We start from the raw sequence: 24616 nt of genomic DNA, 5'->3' as shown, positions 1-24616 counted from the left end.
ATTCATTTGAAAGAATAAGAAAATCATGATAAAATTGTGTTACAAATATATCTATATCTTTCAATTTTTAAAACGCATCGAAATTTTCACCCAAAAATGTCATTTTACAAAAACATGCTAATTTACCTATTTTATTTACATCAGGGTCTCTTTTCTTACAATTTCTTTACTTTAGGACTTTTTTTCTGCAACAACTATTTTCTTTTCTTTAAATTTTTGGTATGTATAGTATGGTATAATAGCTCACACGGAGGTGGAATAGAACATGTTAGAAACCTTTCAAAAAGAATTAGAACTATATGAAAGTAATGCAGAATTATTAAAAGTGCTAGCTCATCCTGTTCGTTTATGTATCGTAAAAGGATTAATCGAGCGCGGTCCAAGCAACGTTTCTACAATGTATACTGGCTTAAACATGCCACAATCTACAATTTCACAGCATTTAGCAAAATTAAAAAGCGCTAAAATCGTTTCTAGTGAAAGAAAAGGATTGGAAATTTATTACAAAGTAGAGAATGAAACAATCATTCAACTCGTTCGCGTATTATTAGGTTAGGGACTAATAATCGAAGAAAAAGAACGTATTCTATATTTTTCATCTCATATCTTTAATATAAATATATATCATGAGAGGAAATATATAATACTACATAAGTCGTATTAAAAAACAAGACACAGTATATACTGTGTCTTGTTTTTTATATTGTTACATATCGATCCAAATGTAAATGTTGCATATCTTTTGTATGTATAACAACATCAAATGCACTCCCTACTCCTCCATTCAAAATCATAGAACGAACGGCTCGATTTTGTTTTTGCGTTTCAGAAAAAGGATTCATATCTTGATGGCTCGTAAGCTGTTCTAATATCCCTGCAGCTAACAAGAACTCAGATTGTTTCTTATGCCATACTGCACTCATTCCTTGCATACTAAACATCTCCTTTAGCTCGTCCCAATGAATATGAGTAGTAAGATCCATTTCACCTGGATGCGCTAGTGGGTTACGTATTAGCTTATGCTGATAATACCCTCGCAAACTTCCTTCACGGTGTGCTGGATGCATCCATTCTTCTTTTGTGTATCCGTAATCAACTGTAATACATATACCTTTTTGAAACCATTTCGCAATTTCTTTTATATACTCCTCCATCACAATTGGTACTTCAAAACGTTGCCCTTCAGCAATATAAATATTATATTTCAATAAATAGCGACCAATTCTTTTATCTAACGGCCTACATACTTCTGAAAGGTTTCCTTCCTCTGTATATGTAATACGTACTTCATACAACATACCATTTCTTTTCTCAATTATTTCAACAGGAAATGCATCAAACAACTCATTCGAAAAAAGAATTCCCTCGAAAGAATCTCCCATTTCACTATAGGAGGTATAGTACGATACATTAGAAAATGAGCCAAGGTGCTCCTGCTGTAATTTTCTATGAAAAGGGCTCACTTCAATCATTGAATAGTTTAAATCAATAAAGGTTTTTGGAGATAATTGCTTCCATTCTTGTAAAACATCATAGGCAAACTTCCCTGTTCCTCCGCCAATTTCACAAATATTCGGAGCAACTTCACCATTTTCAACAAGACGAATAAAAAGTTTAGCAAAAGTTTTTGCAAACACAGAGGATACGTTGCTACTTGTAAAAAAATCCCCTTGTCTTCCAATCTTTTCACGTTCTTTCATATAATATCCATGACCTTCTGTATACAATACAAGGTTCATATACGTACTATATGAAATTGAATAATCCTTTTCTTTCCCCATCCATTCTCTTAAAATGAGCTCCATTCCCATAATGACTCCTTATTGTAAAAACGGATTATTTTCTTTTTCAAAGCCAATGCTTGTTTCTGGACCATGTCCACATAAAACCGCTGTTTCATCTGGTAATACAAATAATTTCTCTTCAATACTTCCAATTAATTCAGCGAAACTTCCACCAGGTAAATCTGTTCTTCCAATGCTCATTTGGAACAATACATCTCCTGAGAATACAGCATTCGCCTCTTTACTATAATAAGAAATACTTCCTGGAGAATGTCCTGGTGTCTCAAAAATTTCAAAATTAAATGATCCAATTGTTAATGTACCTTCTGCATCAATAATATGATCCGCTGGTTTTGCTGTAATACTGCGGTTCATCATAAAAATTTGAGAGCCGTTTACAGTTGCATCTCCTAACCAATCTGCTTCTTCTTTATGTACGTACACAGGAATATGAAAAGTGTCTCTTACCGCATCAACAGCACCGATATGATCAAAGTGAGCATGTGTTAATAAAACAGCTAATGGTTTTAATTGTTCTTCTTGTAAATATGTAACGAGCTTTTCACCTTCATGACCAGGGTCAAAGATAATGCACTCTTTTTGATCGTTCATTAAAATATAAGCATTTGTTTGTAATGGGCCTAACGGCATTTGTATCCATTTCATATGAAAATCTCCTCCAGTTATTAAACTTACTTTTAATGATACAACATTTCTTTCTCTGAGGAAAAGAAAGGATGCTATCTCGACAATCATTTTTAAAACATGTACAATATAAAAGAGTAAATATTCCAAAAACTCATAATAAGAAATGGGTAGACAGAGGAGGATATTGTATGGGCCTTGTTATTATTTTTACACTTGTCACTCTGTTAGCTGTATTTGCTACGCTTAGAACACTTCGTGAAAAAAACTTTTTCGCGAGCGGCTTTGCAATTGCAACTGTACTCGTTTTCGGATGGTTTACGATCATGACTGTTCTATATAACGGGTATCCACCAGCAGCTTAATTCGTTTACACTTTATTCTTCATCGAGATTTCACACAAAAAGAGGAAGGGTTCCCCCTTCCTCTTTTCATATTTCACAACTTATATCATCTTCGCTTCGTATTTGTACTTTTTTACAAGCCAAGCTCCTCCGATAACACCTGCATCATTACCAAGTGTTGCAATAGCTAACTTCGTGCTCTTTACAGCACGTGAGAAAGCGTATTGCTCGAAATAGCGTTGAATTGGTTCTAATAGCGCATCTCCAGCTTTAGACACGCCTCCACCAATAACAATTTTCTCTGGGTTCAATGTACTAGAAAGGTTCGCTACAGCTAATCCTAAATAAGAGGCTACTTTTTCTACTACTTCACCTGCTAATTCATCACCTTGTCCAAGTGCTTCAAAGACATCTTTTGATGTAATACGTCCTTCTTCAGCTAACATAGAACGCAACATGCTCTCTTTATTAGTCTCTTGTATTTTTTGCATAGCAACACGTACAATACCTGTCGCAGATGCTACTGTTTCTAAGCAACCAGACTTCCCGCAATTACATGGGAAAGCATTTTCTGTAACGACTGTAATATGTCCAATCTCACCAGCAGCACCACTCACGCCGTGTACAATCTCACCATTGGCGATTACACCACCACCAACGCCCGTACCAAGTGTCATACAGATTAAATCTTTTGCACCTTCACCAGCACCTTTCCACATTTCACCAAGCGCTGCTAAGTTTGCATCATTATCAATAACAACAGGTAATCCTGTTTCTACTTCTAATAAATCTTTTAGCGGATAGTTTTTCCATCCTAAATTAACCGCTTCATAAATCATTCCAGACGCCACATGTACAGGACCAGGAGCTCCCATACCAATACCAATTAACTTGCTCTTCAATTCGCCTAATTCTTCTAGCTTTTTATCAATTGCTTTCGCAACATCAAGTGTAATATGTTTTCCTTGCTCACCTGTATTCGTAGGGATTTCCCACTTATGTAAAATTTCACCGTACACATTAATAAATGCTAATTTAATCGTTGTACCACCAAGGTCAACACCAACTAACCATTTCTCTTCCATGTTGCTTACCTACCTTTATCTAATTCTTATTTAGCTCTTTTTGAATTTCTTGCTTCAATAAAAATAAAGCTGTTTGATAGTCTTGTGGATCGATTAGCTGTGATTGATTTAATTCACGCAATTCATCTTGCATTAATTGTAAATCTGCAATTCGATCTCCCGTATAAATAATCGTACCAAATTTCTTTAGCAATTGCTGAATATCATAAATAGATACCATTTCATCACCCTCTATGCTCACTTACTATAAAAAATTATAATAAGAAAACGTTCACATATTTTATTATAATCAAGAAGAAAAAGTCTCGTCAATTTTTATTTGTCTATACAAGCTTATTTGTAAGCAGTGTTCCTTTTTCTGTAATAATTTTTTCTATGTTTTTATCAAATGGCTCTACCGGAATGTGTTTTACCATTTGAAAATCATACGCTAATGACAGCGTTTTCCCTTTATAATGCACGAGATAACGATCATAATAGCCACCGCCGTACCCAATTCGCTCTCCTCGTTCTGTATAAGCTACGCCTGGGACAATTTGAAGATCAATTTCATCCATATTCACTTCTTCCGTAAGCCCGGGAATCGGTTCACGTAAATTCATATACACCGTTTCTAATTGATCAAAATTATTAATTTGCCGGAAGGACATCGTTCTTGTTCCTTTATTACACTTAGGAACTACAACTTTCTTTCCTTCTTCCCAAGCTTTTTCGATAATAGGATATGTATTCACTTCATTTTCCATTGAAAGAGTAATTCCAATTGTTTTAGCTTCAACCCACTCTTTTTGCGCATACAACGAAAATGCAATCTGTTCTGATAAAGTTGTATACTGTTCTTCTGATAAAGAATTCATGTGTTCTATTATTTGTTTACGCAAACGTACTTTCTCTGCTTTCACACATTCTCCCCCTTACAGTGACACTTTACTCTATGCTGATAGTGTATCACTTTTAACATAGGAATCGAATAAAAAAAGAAACAGTAGGAAAATATTCCTACTGCTTACTTTGTTTCACGGTGTAACGTAGACTTCTTGTCACGCTTGCAATACTTTTTAAGCTCGATACGCTCAGCGTTGTTACGTTTATTTTTCTTTGAGATATAGTTACGATCTCCGCATTCTGTACATGCTAGAGTAATATTCACACGCATTCTTATTTCCCTCCAGTACTAATAACTTAAATCAGACTATACTATAATACCACTTTTAAAATAAAAATTCTACACCTTTTGATATTGTCTAATTTTTTCTATAAGATTTTTCATATTTTCCCTTGCTATTACTGGGTTTCTAGCATGTGAATACACCAAAAATTTTGGTTGTTTTATGTCAGAAACGATATAAGACCACTCTTTTTCAGTATATTTGAACTGCACTCCTTCAAATATCCCTTCTCCCTTCCTTTCTATATCATCCAATAATTTCCTCATAATTTCCCCTTTTTCATTCCATGAACATACCACTTCATCATAAAGTAAATAGAGCGGAGGTGATTGCTCTACTATGCTGAGAAACGTTTTTCCTTGCAATGCTATTAGCTCGAATAATTTTCCAATCCGATATAAAATATCTCGCTTCCACCTCACTTGAAACGATTTTCTTTCATCCTGCGTATAAAATAGAAGATAACATTCTCCTAACTTCAAAGACATTGGGTAAATATTTCCTGTCGATTCGAGCAAGAAATCTGGAATATCTACCTCTTCAAAATCTGTACCTTGGTAAATATTACTATGTTTATCGTATAACTCGAAATGATTTCCTTTCTCCGAAAACATAAGAGCCATATTCGCTTTACTTGATTTCATCAAAGCTTTCACATGATCTTTTTGTTCGCTTGCATAAATCCATGTAACTGTACAACCAAGTCTTTGCAGAAAGAGCATAAGTAAATGTTGCAACGTATCATTTCTCTTATTAATAAGAAGATGAAACTTCTGCATCTGTATTTTCTCGATATCAATATGCTCCAATATAACTTCTATATACTCATTCATAGAAACATGAACGAGCTTATTACGCCCCATTTCTTTCTCCTGCACGTAATAAAACAATTCGGACATATATATTTGTTCTATCTCTTTTTGCTGCTTATACGTTAACGGCATGCCAGCTTGACCGTATAACTTTATAACAATCTCATTCTCATTCTCTACTTGAATGAAAACACCACCTGCACATTGCAAATGATGAACACTATATTGAAAAAGTGACTCGTTCATTTCTTTACATTCCATCGTATGAATCCCTATACCATGAATAGCATGTAAAAATAAATTTTTATAAGAGGTTGTTTCTATATTTTCTTGACTTCCAATTAATATACTTTCTCCTTTTTCAAAAAGAGAACCATACGCCATCGCAATCTTCACGATAAACTGGGGAGTAATTTCAACATTCCCTCTTCCTACAATGCGGCTTTTTTGTAACCACCCTGCACTCATTTCACTCTCTTGAATACCAGCCGCTCCTACTATCGAATGACTATCAATCGCCTTATAAGGCCATAGTTTTCCTTTTTGCTTAATTACCGTACTTCTCCCGATATGACAGTGATCCGCTACAACACTTTTTTGAAACAGTGTAACATCATCTTCAACTATTGTACGCTCTCCTATTGTCGTTTCTAATAGTTCACAATACTTCCCAATGTGGGCATTCGCAAAAACAATACTTTTTTGAAGATGAGAATAACTTGAAACGATACTATTTTTCCCAATAATAGAATATGGCTCAATTACAGCTCCTGTACCAATCTTTGCTCCTTCTCCAATAAAAGAGGGGCCATGAATTTTCGTCCCTTTACCAATCGTCACCCCTTCCCCCATCCATACCATAGGTAATACTTCTGTATAAGGAATAGGTACTTGTAACTTTTTCGTTAACAAATCAAATTGTGCTTGTCGATATTGATTAAATGTGCCGATATCTAACCAATAACCTTCTGACAAATATGCGAATAACAAATTTTTGTTTGCCAATAATGGAAACACATCATGACTGAAATCAAAAAATTGCCTAGGCGGTATGTAAGAAAAGATTTCTGGCTCCATAATATATATGCCTGTATTCACAACATTAGATACTACCTCATTCCAGCCCGGCTTTTCTATATATCGTGTAACCTCCTGGTTTTTATTCATTACAACCAATCCAAATGAGAGTGGATTTTCTACTTCTTTCACAAACATTGTTACCATTCTTTTCTTTTGTTCATGAAACCTAATTCCTTCTGATAATTGAAAGTCAGTTAATGCATCCCCGCTTATCACAACAAATGTTTCATCTAAAAATTGTTCTGCTTGTTTAATACTCCCTGCTGTGCCAAGCGGAGGAGAGTCTTCAAAATAATACAAGTTAACTCCCCATTTACTACCGTCACCAAAATATTGCTTAATGGTCGTACTCATATATTGAACAGTAATTGCAATTTCACGAATACCATGCTGACGTAATAACTCAATATTATATTCTAAAACTGGTTTTTCTAATAATGGTAACATCGGCTTTGGAGTATTGCATGTTAATGGTCTAAGGCGTCTTCCTTTTCCTCCAGCTAAAATAACCCCCTTCATATACTTCAGCCTCCACTTATATAATGTTCAGTAACTCCATATACCATATGTATATTCCCTATCCCACATGAACTAGCAGCATAAACTTGATTAGTTAAACAAATCCTCATTTAGAAGACCATATAATTAAATTTCTCACCTATAAAAACGTATGTTTCAAACAACAAGAAAGCGCTTACTATAAATTGGTAAATAATACTTATTAACGACAAACATATATACTAATTTTTCCATTACATTATGATACATCTTATCATCATAAACTAAAGGAAACAACGAGCTTTTTTTGTCATGTTTTGACTAAAAAAAGCAGGTGATTTCTCATCACCTGCTTTTATTCCTACTCATTCAATAAATAATGCTTTCCTTTTACTAAATAAAAGACATTTTCAGCAATATTTGTAATATGATCTGCTACACGCTCAATATATCTCGCGACAAATGATAATTGTGTAATTTGCGTAATTGCTTCTGGTTGTTCCGGAACCGACGATATAAACTCACGAATTGCTTTTCCATATATTTCATCAACGGAATCATCCATTTCAGCAATTTGTTTCGCAAAAGTTAAATTTTCTTGTTCATATGCTTCTAGCGCTAAATGCAACATCTCATTTGCAACCGCAAACATTTCATCCAGGTTGTGCAAACTAACAGCCACTTCTTTTTCCCCAAGACGAATTGTAGCCTTTGCAATATTAACAGCATGATCTGCAATACGCTCTAAATCTGTCGCTGTTTTAATTGAAATAAAAATCCTTCTTAAGTCACTTGCTACAGGTTGCTGCTTCGTAATGAGCATAAGCGCAAGATCGTTTATTTCCTCTTCTAAATTATCCATGCGGTAATCACCATCAATGACCTCTAACGCTTTCTCTACATCCCTTGTATGCAGACCTTCCATAGCCATCAATAAAGCCGCATTTGCTAATTCTCCAAGCTCGATCACCTTTTGCTGTAACGCTTTTAAATCACCTTGAAACTGTTCTCTTACCATTTTTCTTCCCCCTCAATATTATGTGCCATTATATAAAAGTGAAACTTTAATCAACCCTCATCAATCGGGATTTGATAGGCAGCAAGATCCCCTCCCTAACTTCTTTGCTTTCGCTAAATTTTAAGGTGGGGGTCTTACTGCCCGCAAATAGCGGGGTAAATCTCCTACATAGCCTCTTGCGCTTGTAATAAACCTTAAGATAAGGAGAAGTATTAGTTCTCTATTAACAGTAAGATAAAATAAGAAATGCCCTCTGTTAAGAGGGCATTTGCTCTTAGCTTTGAAACGATATCAACCAAAGCGACCTGTAATATAATCTTCTGTACGCTTATCTGAAGGAGTCGTAAATAATTTGTTTGTATCTGTATACTCCACAACTTCCCCGCTTAAGAAGAAAGCTGTTTTGTCTGAAATACGCGCTGCTTGTTGCATATTATGCGTTACGATAACAATACTAAAATCTTTCTTTAGCTCTTGAATTAATTCTTCTACTTTTAATGTTGAAATTGGGTCTAATGCCGATGTTGGCTCATCCATTAAAATAACGTCTGGCTCAATAGCTAAGCAGCGTGCGATGCATAGACGCTGTTGCTGTCCACCAGATAAACCGTATGCATTATCGTGCAAACGATCTTTTAACTCATCCCAAATCGCTGCTCCACGTAAACTTTTTTCAACAATTTCATCTAATGTCTTTTTGTCACGAATACCATGGATTTTTGGACCGTATGCTACATTCTCATAAATAGATTTTGGAAATGGATTTGGCTTTTGGAACACCATTCCTACATGCGTTCTTAATTCTTCAACTGGATATGATTTATCAAATATATTGCGTTCTCTATATTCAATTACACCTGTAGTTCGAACAATCGGTACTAATTCTACCATGCGATTTAATGTTTTTAAGTAAGTTGATTTACCACAGCCACTTGGACCGATAATGGCTGTAACTTCATTCTCATGAATACTTAAATTAATATCTTTTAAAGCATGGTCTTCCCCATACCATAAATTTAAGTTTTTCGTATCAAATACTACCTTCTTTGGCGCAGTCTCGATTTTCTCTTCGTTTTTCACCTGTACATTTACTACTGTTGCTACCATTTGAATTCCCCTTTCATCCACTTCCAACTTATTTTCGATTTCGTAACCATAAAACAAATATATTAATAAATAGCAACAAACCTAACAAAACAATCATCCCAGCTGCTGCTACATACTGAAATTCTTCTTGTGGCCTACTCATCCAATTAAAAATTTGAATTGGTAGAACTGTAAATCTATCAAACATACTAAATGGAACATAATTTGCAAACGCAAGTGCCCCAATAACTAATAGTGGTGCAGCTTCTCCAATTGCTCTTGATATCGCTAACGTACAGCCCGTTATAATCCCTGGGAAAGCATATGGCAATACAATTTGATACATCGTTTGCCACTTCGTAGCACCTAATCCGTAAGAACCCTCTAATAATACACTTGGTACTGATCGAATTGCTTCTTGACTCGCCACAACAACTGTTGGTAAAACGAGTAGACTCATCGTCAGTGCTGCTGCAACTATACTCTCTCCTAAATGAAGAGCATATACAAAAATAGTTAAACCAAGCAATCCAAATACAACGGATGGTACTCCTGCTAACGTTTGATTATTAATCTCTATTATTTTTTTAAATAGAGATTCCTTCGCATATTGCTCTAAATAAAGTGCTGTTCCAACTCCAAATATAAAAGAAACAGGTATAACAATACTCATAAATAATATTGTCCCTGACAAAGCTGCAGCAATACCAGCTTCTTTCGGATTACGTGAAGCGAAATTTGTAAAGAAATTTATTGAAAGATAACTTATACCTTTTTCAACAATTTGAAACAGTAACAAAAACAAAATTACCATTGAAAATAAAATTGCTATATAAAATAACAATTTGTAAATTCGATCTTTTAAAAAGCGTGATGCCATGTTTTTTTGTATTTTTTTATGATTCAACATTCGCATATTATGTCATCCTCCTAAAACGGCGCATAATAGACTGCGAAATGATGTTCATAATAAAGGTAAACAAAAATAACGTTGCACCTACAGCATACATGCTGTAATACGTAATCGTTCCATGCGGAGCATCACCTAAACTTACTTGCACAATATAGGCTGTTAACGTTTGAATAGAATGTGTCGGATCAAGCGATACATTCGGTGTGGATCCTGCTGCAATTACAACAATCATCGTTTCACCAATTGCACGAGAAGCCGCTAATATAATTGCTGCCATAATCCCTGTAAAAGCGGACGGAAACACCACTTGTTTTACCATTTCAAACCGCGTCGCTCCGAGTGCTAATGAAGCTTCTTTCGTCCCTTTCGCCACAGCTCTCATCGCGTCTTCAGATAGAGATGCAACTGTAGGCATCATCATAAATCCGATAACGATTCCTGGACTAATCGCATTAAAAAACTGCAAATCTGGTATAAGCCTTTGTAAAAGCGGCGTAACAATTGTTAATGCAAAAAAACCATATACAATTGTCGGGATACCTGCTAATAGCTCTAACATCGGCTTTAATATTTTCCGTGCACTATTTGAAGCATATTCGCTTAAAAATACGGCACACGCTAAACCGATAGGAATTGCTACAAACATAGCAATTGCAGTTATAAGGAACGTTCCACATATGAGTGGTAATATACCGAATTTAGGGTCTTCAAAAAATGGTAACCATTCTTTCTCCGTCAAAAAGGAGTATAATGATATTTTTTGAAAAAACATGATTGTTTCATTAGAGAGCGTAAAAACAATTCCAAGTGTCGTCACAATAGAAACGCTAGCAATTATTTTTAGTAATAAAGGCACTATTCGATTGATTCGCTGCGTTTTTTTTCTTTGTTTTGTATTTCTTTCAATCAAATGTTGTACAGAAAATGTAATTTGACTTTTGTCATTATGAGCCAAAGATGAAAACCCCTTTCCACCCTGACATTACCTTTTTATTTCTGTTAACATACGCAGCTGTTCATTGTATTTTTCTTTTCGTAATTTTACATACCCGACCTCTTCAGCGAGGTTACCGACATGCTGAATCATAAACTCAACATAGTTTGCTACATTCATTTTATTTCGGATAGATGCATTATTCACATAAGCAAGTAGCGGCCTAGATAACGGCTTATACTTACCTGATTGAATGGTCTCTTTCGTCGGAAATACACCATTTACTTTTATTGCTTTCACCTTATCTCGATTAGCCATATAATAAGCATATCCTACAAAAGCAATGGCATGTTTATCATTCATTACCCCTTGCATAATAACTTGATCATCTTCAGACAAAGAGACTTTTTTTACAATGCGATGATTTTGTAAGATGACATTTTGAAAATAATCATACGTACCAGAGTCTACGCCTGGTGCATAAAACTTCACTTGTTCACGTGGCCATGTTGAATGAATTTGTGACCATCGCTTCTCTCTTCCATCTTCACTCCAAAGTAGTCGTAACTCGTCTACTGACATATCGTCTACCCATGTATTATGGCGATTCACAACAATCGTAAGACCGTCGTTAGCAACCTCAAAAGGTGTGAACTGAATAGAGTTTTTCTTCATTTCATTTTTCTCGACTTGTTTCATTACTCTCGAAGCATTATTTATATCTACTTCTCCTTTACTGAAACGATTAAATCCTCCCCCAGTTCCAGAAATACTGATGGAAATTTTCACGTCTGGATGCACCTTTGTATATTCCTCCGCTACTGCTTCTATAATAGGAAAAACCGTTGAGGATCCATCAACTCTCACTTCTCCCTTATCATTTAAAGCAAATGCAGTAGACATTTCAAAACAGAGGAACCATATTGATAATACGAAAATCTTAATCGGTGTACGCATCCATTTCACGTGTTCTTCCTCCTAGAAGTAACCGGAAATAACAGGATTACAGATATAAGAATACTGCTAAACTATTAATTCGGTTTTAATTGTTTGTAAAAGTTTTGTAAAGTTCCACAAAAATCAACATACGATACAATTTTAATTCAGTAGTAGCTATTCATTTCCTCTGATGATTTCCCTATAAAATATTTATCCCCTATCCCACCATATACAAGTATCATTTATAGGGCCGCGTTTTTTAAATGTTGTATACTTGTCCACATTTATTACACGATATGCATAAACCATAAAAAAAAGCACACTATCTTTTCATATAGTGTGCTTTTTTACAACTTTTTTATTCATCATCTTGATCTTTGTTTTTATTGTCTTTATCATCTTTTGGAGCTTCACCATTTACTTCTTTGTTTTTCAAATCAAAGTAAGCGTCCATAATTTCACGACCAATATATCCATTAATACCAGTCTTATCATCATGTACCCATGGAACGACAACAGAGAATGCTACTTCTGGATCTTCAAGTGGCGCATAACCTACTAATGTTAAGTTATATGTTTCCACACGTTCACCTTTTGCATTTCTACCAATCTCTTTATCTCCACCATACACAGTTTGAGCTGTACCAGTTTTCCCAGCAGCTTTATATTTTGCACCTGTAAAGTACTTTGTAGCTGTACCACCTGAATCATTATACACTTGTCTAAATCCTTCTTGAACACGTTTAATTTGCGATTCTGGCATATCAATACGATTTAATACTTTCGGTTCCATAGATTGAACAACTTTCCCAACTTCATCTGGTTTCACTGCCGGTTGACGAATTTCTTTTACAACTTGTGGTTGCATACGATATCCACCATTGGCAATCGTCGAAATATATTGCGCTAATTGAAGCGGTGTATACGTATCATACTGTCCAATTGATAAATCTAGTAAGAAACCTGGTTGACTACTCTTACCCATCTGACCAGCAGATTCATTCGGTAAATCAATTCCTGTTTTTACACCAAGTCCAAACTGTCCGAAATAATAACGCATCGTATCAAATGCTTTTTGAGGTATATCTAACGTACCACCTCTCACATATGGAACACCGGCGATATTCATCGCTGTTTTAAACATATAAACGTTAGAAGACATTTTTAAAGCTGTAAGGTCATTAATGTATCCCATCGTTTTCCAAGACGACTTCGTAGGTGTACCTTTTAATTTAATTGGTTCATCCAATTGTACTGCCCCTGGTTGAATCGCACCAGTTTGATATCCAGTAAGTACTGTTGCACCTTTTACAGTTGACCCCATCGGATAAGAACTTGTCATGGTACCTAATGCAAAGTCATTTACTTTCGTTTGACCATCTTCGTTAACTAATTGTTTCCCCGCCATAGATAAAACTTCACCATTTTTTGGGTTCATCATTACAACAAATGCGCGATCTAAAAGAGGTTCACTTCCTTTAAACCTCATTAAATTCTTCGCAAGAATATCTTCCACGCGCTTTTGTAATTCCATATCAATTGTTAAGTTCAGGTCATTACCACTTTGTCCTTTTGATACATTAATCGTTTCTAAAATATTACCGTTTTTATCTGTAACATTTCTAACTTCTGCTTTCGTACCATGCAGGCTATCTTCATACTGTTGTTCAAGATAACTTTTTCCTACTCGGTCATTTCGATTGTAATCACGAACAAGATAGTAATCTAGTCTTTCTCTCGGTAACCCTTCATCAGATGTCGACACCCCACCAAGTACACTTCGGAATAAATCATCGTACGTATATTTTCGCTCCCAATCAACATTCGTATCTACACCTGGTAATGCTGCTAGGTTTTCACTAATAATCGAATATTCCTTTTCTGTAGCATCCTTTTTAATAACTTGAGGTGTCATTGCATATCCGCCGTCCATCTTACTCTTAATCGCTAGTATTTCTAGATCTTTGGCGGATAATTGATTAATCTCTTCTTCTGTTACACGACTTCGCTGACGCTCGTCTAATTCTTTATCATCAATTTTTTTATCTTTAAACTCTTGACGATCTTTATTCGTAATTTTTTCTTTAGCTTCCTCTTTATGCATAGCAAGCCAATAATCTTTTTTATCGCGATCTGTTAATTTATCTGTCGGTACTTCAATCAAATCTGCTAGCTTTTTCGCTGTTTCTAAGCGATCCTCTGCAGTTGATCCTTTCATTTTTGTAAATGTAATAGTACGAATGGCTGCATTATCTACTACAGGTCGCCCATAACGGTCAAATATTTTCCCACGCGGTACAGGATTACTTATCGTTGAGTTTTCTTTCTTCTCCACTTCATTCTTATATTCTTCACCGCGAACAATTTGTACATATCCGAGCCTTACAATAACCGCGGAGAACATTAAAAACACGCAGAAAAACAACACGTTTAATCGAAAAGGAACGTGGGTCTTTTTCTTATTTTGCTTCTGCTTCTTGCTCATACAAACCCCCTCTACCAACAGCTATGTAATGTGAAAGGGACACCTTCATACAGGTGTCCTCACTGCTGTCTTACATCTTTTTCTATTCTAGCATAAAACAAACGAGAAGTTAACCTTCTGGTTCAGTTTGGTTTTGCGCGTTCCCTTGCGTTACAACACTTGTTTTACTCGCATTTCCCTCATCATATTTGACATTTTTAACTGCAAAATAAATAAGAAAATGTCCAGCACCTAAAATACATAATAAGTAAGGTAAACTTTTTTCAGGTGGAAAGAATAGTACAGCACATAAAAAACTTAAAATGGAACAGATTCTTCCGGCGTTTAACCATAACTCCCGAACAACGACATATTCCACACGCCATTCTCTCGCATTTTTTGCTCTACCAATTACGTCATATGTCATTGATCCGTACGGAACAAGTAAAATAGGGTATGCAATCGCAATACATGCTGCATAAATAAGTAATTTCGTGTATGTAACATTGAAAATAACTAAAAAGACGACAGCATATAAAATAATGCCTCCAAGTAAAATTGCTTTTTTTCGCCACTCTTTCTTTAACATACGAGCAACTAAGTAATAACATACAAAGGATACAGCAGAGTTCACTAAACTGTATTTCCCTAATGCGAACTCACTATTAGTTGCTAAATAAACATATACTGAAATGACAAAAATAAACGTTCCTTCTCTCAATCCTTGGAAAAAATGAGCTCGTGTAATCTTTCCCCAATTTTTATCAATCCGTCGTTCTTTCAATACTTGCACGATTTCATAACGCCCTTCACATTCTCTTTTAGATAAAAAGAAGCTTAAGACGATAGCAATTGCAAATAGAACTAATGAAAGAAAGAATATAACAGTATAACCACTCCATTTCTCCATACGTGAAATTGTGTATCCTGCTGCTATTGGTCCGATCATCCCAGAGAAGGATGTAAGAAGTCCAAGAAACCCATTAAAGAAATCTCTTGTTTCTGGTTCTGTAATTTCAAATGTCAATAAGTTAAAAGCCAACCAGTAAAAACCGTATCCTACTCCTAAAAGAGCCCCCATTAATAAAATATACTGAGAAGCACTTTTTCCTGCTACTAAGACAACGATAAAAAAAATTGCGAGCGTTCCTACCCCTATTCGTAATAAAATCGAGCGATCGATACGTTTCGCTAATTTCCCCCCTACAAGAAATGTGAGAGGCTGTAATACCACGCTTGCTAAATTATACAAGCCAAGATTCACATAATTTTGTGTTTGTTTCCATAAATAAATATTTACAAACGTATTCGATAAAGAAATTGCGAGCGTGTATAAACCTCCTATAAGGAGCAATAACACTAAATCCCGATTCACTTCAACGTCACCAATTATATGTTTCCATTTCATACACAACTCTCCTTTACTTCATGTTCTAGTCTTCCAAAGACAAGCCCAATTATGTAAAAGGAAAGCATAGAAAAAAGCTAGGGGCTCCCCCCTAGCTTTTTCTATATTTATTACAATTATTTTGCTTCTTGGTAACGTTTTTCAGCAGCGTTCCAATCTACAACGTTCCAGAATGCACCGATGTAGTCTGGACGACGGTTTTGGTAGTTTAAGTAGTAAGCATGCTCCCAAACATCTAAACCGATAACTGGCGTTTTACCTTCAGTTAAAGGAGAATCTTGGTTTGGAGTGCTTGTTACTTCTAACTCACCATTGTTTACTACTAACCAAGCCCAACCAGAACCGAAGCGAGTTGCGCCAGCTTTTGCGAATTCTTCTTTGAATGCATCGAAGCTACCGAATTTTGCTTCAATTGCAGTTGCAAGTTCACCTACAGGTTGTCCTCCGCCATTTGGAGATAGGATTGTCCAGAAGAATGTATGGTTAGCATGTCCGCCACCATTGTTACGTACTGCTGTACGGATTCCTTCTGGTACTTCGTTTAAGTTTGCAACTAATTCTTCTACGCTTTTGTCAGCTAATTCTGCATGACCTTCTAAAGCAGCGTTTAAGTTTGTAATGTACGTGTTGTGATGTTTTGTATGATGGATGTTCATTGTTTCTTTGTCAAAGTGAGGCTCTAAAGCATCATACGCATAAGGTAAATTTGGTAATTCGTGTTTTGCCATTGTTATATTCCTCCCAGTTTATGTATTGCCACTTAAGTGACATACAACTTCATTCTACCCTAATTGCCATAGGGTGCAAACAAATAAATCACATTGTCTTGCTATCATTAAAGTAGCAAAATTCCCACTTCTTTTCAATTAAAATGCTCATATATTCCGTAAAAAAAGCTTCCTTCTACAAGGAAGCTTCCTGCTAACATAATAAACATGTGAAATGGATATGGACCCTGTAGGACTCGAACCTACGACCGGACGGTTATGAGCCGTCTGCTCTAACCAGCTGAGCTAAGGGTCCACAATTATGTATGTAACAACATATCAAATAAAGGAATTCCTATCGGATATGCTCTTTAAGAAATGTAAGATAAATTTACCATATAGAAAAGAAAAGTGTCAATTGTATTTTTCTTATTTAAAAGAAGAAAGTTAATAAAAGAAATTTAGTTATCTCCACTATATGTAAATATAATATATCTTGAGATTCTCTAGATTACTACGTTACAATGATTTTATACATACATAAAGGAAGTGAATCTATGTCCATATTTACCCAATTCGTAAAAAGCATATACTCGCCTAAAGATATGGCGCTATTCCGTTTTCAAAAAATCGGTAAAACCATTTTGTATATTATGCTACTTTGCTTAATTACTACTATTCCAAGAACTTTTTTGTACGGTAGTTTTATCCAAGATGGTGTAAGCATGGTAAATCAAGTCATCGATAAAGATTTACCTGATTTTAAAATTGAAAATGGCGAACTAAAAGCCGATATTGATCAACCTATTGAAAAAGAAGAAGGAAATGCACTTTTCGTATTTGATCCAAATTCAACAGACCTAGAAAAATATCAAAATAAAACAGGTTTATTTGTTTTAAAAGATAAAGTAGTCTCTATGGGAAATGGTCAAATACAAACGTATTCTTATAACGATTTGTTAGGTGCATCTCTTGAGAAAAAAGATCTACAAGAATTTATTTCTTTATTCGATAATATTTATCCAATTTTATTATTTGTTATTGGATTCTTAGTGTACCTATTCCAATTATTCATCACTTTTGTAGGTGTGACTTTACTTGCGTTCATCGGTTCTGCTATGAGCGGTCAACGTAAACTATCCTATAAACAAGTTTGGACACTAACTGCATACAGCTACACAATCCCAACAATCTTCTTTATGATTATGGATGCATGTAAGATTGTCGTACCTGGATCAACATTCATCTATATCGCAGTTGTTTTAATTGTTCTGTACTTAACGATTAAAGAAGTTCCAAAACCGAAAGAAAAATAAGAACGAAAAAAAATGCCTAAATAGGCATTTTTTTTTTGGACAAGCATATATTCCTAGCAAAGGAGTGAAGAATATGAAGAGATTAGGTATATTCCTATTCGTGCTTGTTCTCGGTTATATATTTTATTACGATATAAAAATCGGTACTTTACCGATGTTAAGTTCATATAAAAAAACAACTGCTGCTCAAACGATTAAAAAAGAAAACACAGACAGTCAGCAGAATAAAGAGAACAAAACAGAAAAAGAAACGGATGTATCTTATAAAACAATTGAAGTAAAAACTGGTGAGACAGTTCTTTCTATTACAGAACAAATTAACAAGAAAAAAATTCCTTCCATAGAAAAAGTCATTGACGACTTTAAACAATTAAACAAAAGTACATCTGCTACAAAAATACAAATTGGAAAGTCTTATAAATTCCCCTTATATCAATAAGCTATCACTTAATCCTTGTCAATTACATAAAGGCGCTGATACAATAGTAAAAGTGAAACCGAGTACTTCGGTTTCTATAGCCCTATATCACGTATACTATCATTGATATGAGGGACTAAATAAGAAACTTCTTTTATAAGGAGAGCGATCTATTCGTGAATGAAATGACTCATCGTACAAAAACACGTCCAGTTAAAGTCGGTAATTTAACAATCGGCGGTAATAATGAATTAATTATACAAAGTATGACAACAACAAAAACACATGATGTTGAAGCAACAGTTGCTGAAATTAAGCGTTTAGAAGAAGCCGGCTGTCAAGTCGTCCGCGTTGCCGTTCCAGATGAACGCGCAGCAGATGCTATTGCTGATATAAAAAAACAAATCAACATTCCACTTGTTGCTGATATTCATTTTGATTATCGCCTTGCTTTAAAAGCAATTGAAGGCGGCATTGATAAAGTACGTATCAATCCAGGTAACATTGGTCGTCGCCATAAAGTAGAAGCTGTTGTAAATGCAGCAAAAGAGCGCGGTATTCCAATCCGTATTGGTGTAAACGCTGGTTCATTAGAGCGTCATATTTTAGAAAAGTATGGGTACCCAACTGCAGATGGTATGGTTGAGAGCGCGCTACATCATATTAAAATTTTAGAGGACCTAGATTTCCACGATATTATCGTATCTATGAAAGCCTCTGATGTTAACTTAGCAATTGAAGCATACGAGAAAGCTGCTCGTGCTTTTGATTATCCATTACATTTAGGTATTACAGAATCTGGAACATTGTTTGCCGGAACTGTAAAAAGTGCTGCTGGTCTTGGAGCAATCTTAAATAAAGGCATCGGAAATACACTACGTATTTCATTAAGTGCTGATCCAGTTGAAGAAGTAAAAGTTGCTCGTGAACTATTAAAATCATTCGGTCTTGCGTCTAACGCAGCAACACTTATCTCTTGTCCAACTTGTGGTCGTATTGAAATTGATTTAATTAGCATCGCTAACGAAGTGGAAGAATACATCTCTACACTTCAAGTACCAATTAAAGTTGCAGTACTTGGTTGCGCTGTAAATGGCCCTGGTGAAGCTCGTGAAGCTGATATCGGTATTGCCGGTGCACGTGGAGAGGGATTATTATTCCGTAAAGGGCAAGTCGTTCGTAAAGTACCAGAAGAAACAATGGTAGAAGAACTGAAAAAAGAAATCGACGTAATTGCTGCTGAAATGGCTGCTGAACGAGAAAAAGAAAAAGAGACACAAGAACAATAAAAAGAAGGTTGCCACAATATTTGTGAGCAACCTTCTTTTCTACGTAAAAAAGCTCGTCAGTTTAACCGACGAGCTTTTACTTTGCACATTTTGGACAACGACCATATATTTCAAACTTATGACCCGTTACTTCATAACCGGTAAAATCTTTATTCATAAAATCCATTGGGCAGGAAGTAATCTCTTTCGTTCCCCCACAATCCAAACAAATAAAATGATGATGATGTTCCATAATAGAACAAGTAAAACGAAAATGTTTTTCACCATTTAATTCCGTTTGTTCTAAAACACCAATCTCAGCAAAAACTGTTAAGTTACGATAAATCGTATCAAAACTAAGCCCCGGATAATCGTCCTTCATATGCTCTAAAACGTCTTTCGCAGTTAAATAACGATTATGTGCTGCAAATAATCTGAGCATCTCTTCTCTTTTTCCAGTATGTTTGTATCCTTTTTCTTTCATTAGGCGTAAAGCTTCTGTTAGATTCATACCTATCCCTACTTTATGCAGTTTTTTTCTTCTTCCATAAAATCGCACCGATTAAAATAAGAACTGCTATCATAACAATTGTACCACCTGGCGCTAGATCAAGTTGATACGAAGCAAACATTCCACCAATTACTGCAATTTCACCAAATAAAATGGAAAAGAAAATTGTTTGTTTAAATCCTTTAGCAATACGAATACTTGCTGCAACTGGTAACGTCATTAATGATGATACAAGAAGAACCCCCACTACACGCATTGATACTGCAATGACAAGAGCAACTAATATAATGAAAATAAAGTGAATCCATTTCGCTCTTAAACCAGTTGATACTGCGTATTCCTCATCAAATGATAATAGAAACAGCTCTTTATATAATAAAATAATTGTCGCAACAACAACAATTGCTACAATCCCAATAATAATTAAATCTGTACTTGTTACAGCACTGACACTACCAAATAAATAACTAAATAAGTCTGTGTTAAATCCATTTGCAAGTGAAATGAAAATAACTCCAACCCCCATACCTGCCGAAAGGATAATTGGAATTGCTAATTCTTGATAGTGCTTATATACAGTTCGTAACTTTTCGATTAGTAGCGCTCCACCAATCGAGAAAATCATCCCCATATATAAGGGGTTTAAAAACCCACCTGTAAAAATGGTTTTTTCAAGTAATAAACTTGCTGCAATACCCGATAACGTCACGTGACTTAATGCATCCGCAATAAGAGATAAACGACGAATAACAACAAACACACCAATTAGCGGTGCAACAAGTCCAATTAAAATACCTGCGTATAAAGAATTACGTAAAAAGTCATATTGTAAAAAATCTTGTATCATTATATCCTCCCGTGATGCTCATGTTCGTGTTCTAAACGATGAACATGATGTCCATATAAGACGGACATTTCTGCATCTTCTAACTCTCGGAACTTCTCTACATTTCCATGGAAATGTAGATGTTGGTTTAGGCATGCAACATGTGTTACTTTTTCAGTAACAGCTCCCATATCATGAGTAACAAGAATTAATGTGATCCCGAGCCTTTTGTTTAAATCCTCTAATATTTCGTAAAAACTTTCCACATTTTTCACATCGATTCCAACAGTAGGCTCGTCCAAAATAAGCAATTCAGGATCACTAACGAGCGCACGAGCAATAAATACACGCTGTTGCTGTCCACCAGAAAGCTCTCCAATGTTACGACCTTGAAACTCACTCATCCCTACATCAGCAATTGCTTTTTCTACCTTTTTCTTATCCTCTTTTGTGAAAAAGCGAAAAAGCCCTTTTTTCGAAACAAGTCCCATTGACACAACTTCAGAAACAGTTGCTGGAAAACCAGAATTGAAACTATTTGCCTTTTGGGATACATAACCAACTTTGTTCCATTCCTTAAACTTCTTACTATCAACGCCAAACACGCGAATGCTTCCTTCTTTTGGCTTTAAAACACCTAATAAACACTTAAGTAAAGTTGATTTACCTGAACCATTCGGTCCCACTAAACCTAAAAAAGCTCCCTTCGGAACTTGCAAATTAATATTTTCTAACACATTCCGATCTTCGTATCGGAATGTTAAACCTTCAATTTCTAATATATTATTCATAGCATCTCACCTATTTTAATTCAGAATGATTCCGATTTATATCTATTTGAATTATAGTACAGCTTATTATAGTTGTAAACCAATCTGCCTAAAATATATCTATTTTTTCAAGAAACCTTACTATTATAACAAAAAGCAGAGAAAAATTCTCTGCTTTCGAAAAATATTCCTATAAACTTTTTAGTGAATAGCCGATTTAAACTTACCACCATTTGTCTCTTGCGTGCTCATAATCGTAACAAACGCATTTTCATCAATTTCATGCACAATTGATTTTAACTTCGTCACTTCTAGACGCGTTACAACTGCATAAATAACTTCTTTTTCTTTATCCGTGTAACCACCTTTCGCTACAAGCTTTGTAGTTCCACGGCCAAGACGATGCAAAATCGCGTTTGATACTTCCTCATATTGATCAGATACAATTAAAACCGCCTTCGTTTCATCTAGCCCTTGAATTACTGTATCGATCGTTTTAAATGCGATATAGTACGCCATAACAGAATACATCGCTTGTTCCACACCAAACACAAATGCTGCCCATGCAAAAATAAATAAGTTCACAAACATTACGAATTCACCAACAGAGAACGGTAATTTCTTCGTTAATAAAATCCCCATAATTTCAGTTCCATCTAGCGATCCACCATGACGAATTACAAGTCCTACACCAAGACCTAAAATAAGACCACCAAACACTGTCGCTAAAATAGGTTCTGTTGTAAATGGTGGTACCGCATGTAACGTTGACTCAATGAAAGCTAATGCTACAATACCAAATGTCGAAGATAACATAAATGTTTTTCCAATTTGCTTATAACCGGAATACATAAATGGGATATTGAGAACAACGACTAAAGTAGAAAAACTTAACCACCAAATGTTAGGAGTAAGATAATCTAATATAAGAGAAATACCAATAATTCCACCATCAATAATTTTATTTGGCATTAAAAATAGTTCAATTGCTACCGCCGCGCATGCTGCTCCAAAAATAATCATAACTAAACGATAAATGAGATGAATAACACTTTCTTTTCGATGTTGCTTTTGCTCCATAAGTCCTCCCTTTACTCTTTTTCTGTAGTTTTGTCCTTATATTATAACATACGCTTCTTTTCCTCATGAAAAAAGAAACTCCATACGAATATGTACAAGCTATATGCTCATATATTTCGATAGAAGAACGCGTGAAGGAGGATAATAAGATGAACCTCATTAAACAAATTGTTAATAAAAAATTAAATCATATTTCTACAAAAGAGTTATTAAAATATAGCAAAGAATATGAAGTTCCCATTACAGCCGCACAAGCTGATCAAATCGTTTTACTTATGAAGGGTAAAAATATTAATATTTACGATAACAACGAGCGACTAGAGCTCTTAAAACAAATCGCAAAAGTAACTTCCCCTGCCACTGCCCAACAAGTAAATACATTATTTCAGCAACTACTAAAATAAGGAGGGGATTTCCCCCTCCTTATTGCGCTTTAATTTTTTCAAGAAGCCCTTCATCAAAAGTGCCGTTTTTCAGCATTTCGATTTCCAATTTGTATGGCGGCTTCTTATCTTTTTTATCTTCCCCTACATACGGTGTTTCAAGAATTTTTGGTACATGCATTAACTGTGGATGATGTACAATGTGATGCAATGCTTTATACCCAATGTGACCAAATCCAATGTTTTCATGACGGTCTTTTCCTGCTCCGCGTATATTTTTACTATCATTAATATGAAGTACTTGTAAACGATCTATACCAACGATCTTATCAAATTCGTTTAATACGCCGTCAAAGTCATTTACAATATCATATCCTGCATCGTGCGTATGACATGTATCAAAGCATACAGATAGCTTTTCATTATATTTTACACCATCAATAATTTTTGCAATTTCTTCAAAGCTACGACCGCATTCTGTTCCCTTTCCTGCCATCGTCTCTAACGCAATGTTAACCGTCTGTTCTGGCGTTAATACTTCATTAAGCCCTTTAATAATTTGTTGAATACCAGCATCCGCTCCAGCACCAACGTGCGCTCCTGGGTGAAGAACAATTTGTTTCGCTACACCTAATGCCGATGTTCTTTCAATTTCCATGCGAAGAAAGTCTACGCCTAATTGGAATGTTTCTGGCTTCGTCGTATTCCCAACATTAATAATATACGGCGCATGGACGATAATTTCCTCAATTCCGTTCAGCTCCATATGTTTTCTTCCTGCTTCTATGTTCAATTCTTCAATTGGTTTTCTTCGTGTATTTTGCGGTGCACCTGTATAAATCATAAACGTTGTTGCACCGTATGAAACAGCCTCTTCACTTGCTGCTAATAACATTTTCTTACCACTCATGGAAACATGAGATCCAATCTTTAACATACAATCACCTCTTCAATATACAATAGATATAATGATAGCATAATTTGTAGAAATATGTAGTGAATTGTTTGTTCACAAAAGATGCACTACACAAATTTATATGACTATTTATACAGACTATACTTTTCATTTAAATTAGCTGGATTAAGTGAAACTTTAATCAATACTTTTCTATCCATATTGATTACACCTCCCACAAATAGCGGGATAAAAAAAAGATA

26 protein-coding genes and 1 tRNA gene are annotated in these 24616 nt (G+C 35.2%); 6 read left to right on the top strand and 21 right to left on the bottom strand.

Translation table 11 applies throughout. The features are described from left to right. Nucleotides 1-265: 265 nt before the first annotated feature. Complete coding sequence (locus ACQGSG_RS04805) at nt 266-556, top strand: ArsR/SmtB family transcription factor (RefSeq protein WP_000894377.1); 291 nt, start codon at nt 266-268, stop codon at nt 554-556. Nucleotides 557-698: 142 nt separating this feature from the next. Here the strand turns inward: ACQGSG_RS04805 and ACQGSG_RS04800 are convergent, their stop codons facing one another. Both ACQGSG_RS04800 and ACQGSG_RS04795 read right to left on the bottom strand, forming a co-directional pair. Continuing rightward, nucleotides 699-1811: a class I SAM-dependent methyltransferase gene (locus ACQGSG_RS04800; RefSeq protein WP_061654478.1), complete on the bottom strand. Its 1113-nt coding sequence runs from the start codon at nt 1809-1811 to the stop codon at nt 699-701. 9 nt (nt 1812-1820) lie between these two features. Next, the gene (locus ACQGSG_RS04795; protein WP_000871233.1) at nt 1821-2450 is read right to left on the bottom strand and encodes an MBL fold metallo-hydrolase; all 630 of its coding nucleotides are present in this window, start codon (nt 2448-2450) and stop codon (nt 1821-1823) included. A gap of 170 nt (nt 2451-2620) precedes the next feature. On the opposite strand from ACQGSG_RS04795, the gene ACQGSG_RS04790 reads away from it, so the two are divergent. Then, nucleotides 2621-2794, top strand: coding sequence for a DUF2759 domain-containing protein (locus ACQGSG_RS04790; protein ID WP_000524852.1), 174 nt, complete (start codon nt 2621-2623; stop codon nt 2792-2794). Between the two features lie 80 nt (nt 2795-2874). On the opposite strand, the gene glcK is transcribed toward ACQGSG_RS04790, so the two are convergent. From glcK to ACQGSG_RS04720, 14 genes are all read right to left on the bottom strand, one after another. After that, complete coding sequence (glcK, locus tag ACQGSG_RS04785; protein ID WP_325842917.1) at nt 2875-3858, bottom strand: glucokinase; 984 nt, start codon at nt 3856-3858, stop codon at nt 2875-2877. 19 nt (nt 3859-3877) lie between these two features. Continuing rightward, nucleotides 3878-4078 carry a YqgQ family protein gene (locus tag ACQGSG_RS04780; RefSeq protein ID WP_000253699.1) on the bottom strand — a complete coding sequence of 67 codons (201 nt, stop codon included), beginning with the start codon at nt 4076-4078 and terminating at the stop codon, nt 3878-3880. A 103-nt stretch (nt 4079-4181) separates the two neighbouring features. Further along, nucleotides 4182-4760: a 5-formyltetrahydrofolate cyclo-ligase gene (locus tag ACQGSG_RS04775; protein WP_000642751.1), complete on the bottom strand. Its 579-nt coding sequence runs from the start codon at nt 4758-4760 to the stop codon at nt 4182-4184. Nucleotides 4761-4864: 104 nt separating this feature from the next. Continuing rightward, on the bottom strand, nt 4865-5014 hold the full coding sequence (gene rpmG, locus ACQGSG_RS04770; RefSeq protein ID WP_001265616.1) for a 50S ribosomal protein L33: 150 nt from the start codon (nt 5012-5014) through the stop codon (nt 4865-4867). Between the two features lie 69 nt (nt 5015-5083). Further along, nucleotides 5084-7438, bottom strand: a complete 2355-nt coding sequence (locus ACQGSG_RS04765; protein WP_000679343.1) for a sugar phosphate nucleotidyltransferase — start codon at nt 7436-7438, stop codon at nt 5084-5086. Between the two features lie 340 nt (nt 7439-7778). Beyond that, nucleotides 7779-8435, bottom strand: coding sequence for a phosphate signaling complex protein PhoU (gene phoU, locus ACQGSG_RS04760; RefSeq protein WP_000251243.1), 657 nt, complete (start codon nt 8433-8435; stop codon nt 7779-7781). Between the two features lie 291 nt (nt 8436-8726). Further along, complete coding sequence (pstB, locus tag ACQGSG_RS04755; protein ID WP_000226681.1) at nt 8727-9542, bottom strand: phosphate ABC transporter ATP-binding protein; 816 nt, start codon at nt 9540-9542, stop codon at nt 8727-8729. Nucleotides 9543-9570: 28 nt separating this feature from the next. Further along, entirely contained in the window at nt 9571-10437 is an 867-nt protein-coding gene (gene pstA / locus ACQGSG_RS04750) for a phosphate ABC transporter permease PstA (protein WP_001242564.1), read from the bottom strand. Between the two features lies 1 nt (nt 10438). Beyond that, the gene (gene pstC, locus ACQGSG_RS04745) at nt 10439-11389 is read right to left on the bottom strand and encodes a phosphate ABC transporter permease subunit PstC (RefSeq protein WP_000940912.1); all 951 of its coding nucleotides are present in this window, start codon (nt 11387-11389) and stop codon (nt 10439-10441) included. Between the two features lie 27 nt (nt 11390-11416). Next, entirely contained in the window at nt 11417-12334 is a 918-nt protein-coding gene (locus ACQGSG_RS04740; RefSeq protein ID WP_000871817.1) for a PstS family phosphate ABC transporter substrate-binding protein, read from the bottom strand. 331 nt (nt 12335-12665) lie between these two features. Continuing rightward, the gene (locus tag ACQGSG_RS04735) at nt 12666-14792 is read right to left on the bottom strand and encodes a peptidoglycan D,D-transpeptidase FtsI family protein (protein ID WP_000038982.1); all 2127 of its coding nucleotides are present in this window, start codon (nt 14790-14792) and stop codon (nt 12666-12668) included. Nucleotides 14793-14901: 109 nt separating this feature from the next. Then, nucleotides 14902-16179 carry an MFS transporter gene (locus ACQGSG_RS04730; protein WP_000871383.1) on the bottom strand — a complete coding sequence of 426 codons (1278 nt, stop codon included), beginning with the start codon at nt 16177-16179 and terminating at the stop codon, nt 14902-14904. A gap of 116 nt (nt 16180-16295) precedes the next feature. Further along, nucleotides 16296-16907 (bottom strand): superoxide dismutase [Mn], encoded by a 612-nt coding sequence (sodA, locus tag ACQGSG_RS04725; RefSeq protein WP_001052035.1) that lies wholly within the window; start codon nt 16905-16907, stop codon nt 16296-16298. A 221-nt stretch (nt 16908-17128) separates the two neighbouring features. Next, a tRNA-Ile gene (locus tag ACQGSG_RS04720) sits at nt 17129-17202 on the bottom strand. A 241-nt stretch (nt 17203-17443) separates the two neighbouring features. Here ACQGSG_RS04720 and yqgB point away from each other — a divergent pair. The 3 genes from yqgB (at nt 17444) to ispG (ending at nt 19909) form a co-directional block, all read left to right on the top strand. After that, on the top strand, nt 17444-18202 hold the full coding sequence (yqgB, locus tag ACQGSG_RS04715; RefSeq protein WP_000021899.1) for a protein YqgB: 759 nt from the start codon (nt 17444-17446) through the stop codon (nt 18200-18202). Between the two features lie 73 nt (nt 18203-18275). After that, nucleotides 18276-18641 carry a protein YqfZ gene (gene yqfZ / locus ACQGSG_RS04710; protein ID WP_000825416.1) on the top strand — a complete coding sequence of 122 codons (366 nt, stop codon included), beginning with the start codon at nt 18276-18278 and terminating at the stop codon, nt 18639-18641. Between the two features lie 164 nt (nt 18642-18805). Further along, nucleotides 18806-19909, top strand: a complete 1104-nt coding sequence (gene ispG / locus ACQGSG_RS04705) for a flavodoxin-dependent (E)-4-hydroxy-3-methylbut-2-enyl-diphosphate synthase (RefSeq protein ID WP_153577907.1) — start codon at nt 18806-18808, stop codon at nt 19907-19909. A gap of 76 nt (nt 19910-19985) precedes the next feature. Here the strand turns inward: ispG and ACQGSG_RS04700 are convergent, their stop codons facing one another. The 4 genes from ACQGSG_RS04700 to ACQGSG_RS04685 all read right to left on the bottom strand — a co-directional run bounded on the left by ACQGSG_RS04700 (nt 19986) and on the right by ACQGSG_RS04685 (nt 23075). Next, complete coding sequence (locus ACQGSG_RS04700; protein WP_001054516.1) at nt 19986-20399, bottom strand: Fur family transcriptional regulator; 414 nt, start codon at nt 20397-20399, stop codon at nt 19986-19988. Between the two features lie 13 nt (nt 20400-20412). Next, nucleotides 20413-21246: a metal ABC transporter permease gene (locus tag ACQGSG_RS04695; RefSeq protein ID WP_000613815.1), complete on the bottom strand. Its 834-nt coding sequence runs from the start codon at nt 21244-21246 to the stop codon at nt 20413-20415. After that, nucleotides 21246-22016, bottom strand: coding sequence for a metal ABC transporter ATP-binding protein (locus ACQGSG_RS04690; protein ID WP_001059662.1), 771 nt, complete (start codon nt 22014-22016; stop codon nt 21246-21248). Before ACQGSG_RS04690 ends, ACQGSG_RS04695 begins: the two co-directional genes overlap by 1 nt. A 180-nt stretch (nt 22017-22196) precedes the next feature. Beyond that, nucleotides 22197-23075 (bottom strand): YitT family protein, encoded by an 879-nt coding sequence (locus tag ACQGSG_RS04685; protein WP_325842918.1) that lies wholly within the window; start codon nt 23073-23075, stop codon nt 22197-22199. 149 nt (nt 23076-23224) lie between these two features. On the opposite strand from ACQGSG_RS04685, the gene ACQGSG_RS04680 reads away from it, so the two are divergent. Further along, nucleotides 23225-23479, top strand: a complete 255-nt coding sequence (locus ACQGSG_RS04680; protein ID WP_001048954.1) for a DUF2624 domain-containing protein — start codon at nt 23225-23227, stop codon at nt 23477-23479. 19 nt (nt 23480-23498) lie between these two features. On the opposite strand, the gene ACQGSG_RS04675 is transcribed toward ACQGSG_RS04680, so the two are convergent. After that, complete coding sequence (locus ACQGSG_RS04675) at nt 23499-24395, bottom strand: deoxyribonuclease IV (RefSeq protein WP_000912456.1); 897 nt, start codon at nt 24393-24395, stop codon at nt 23499-23501. Nucleotides 24396-24616: the final 221 nt, after the last annotated feature.

Origin of the sequence: Bacillus sp. GMa5/1, assembly GCF_050172015.1 — a bacterium.
Lineage (GTDB): Bacteria > Bacillota > Bacilli > Bacillales > Bacillaceae_G > Bacillus_A > Bacillus_A cereus.
The sequence above is the reverse complement of the archived record's forward strand: the minus strand, read 5'-3'. Positions and strand labels throughout refer to the sequence as shown.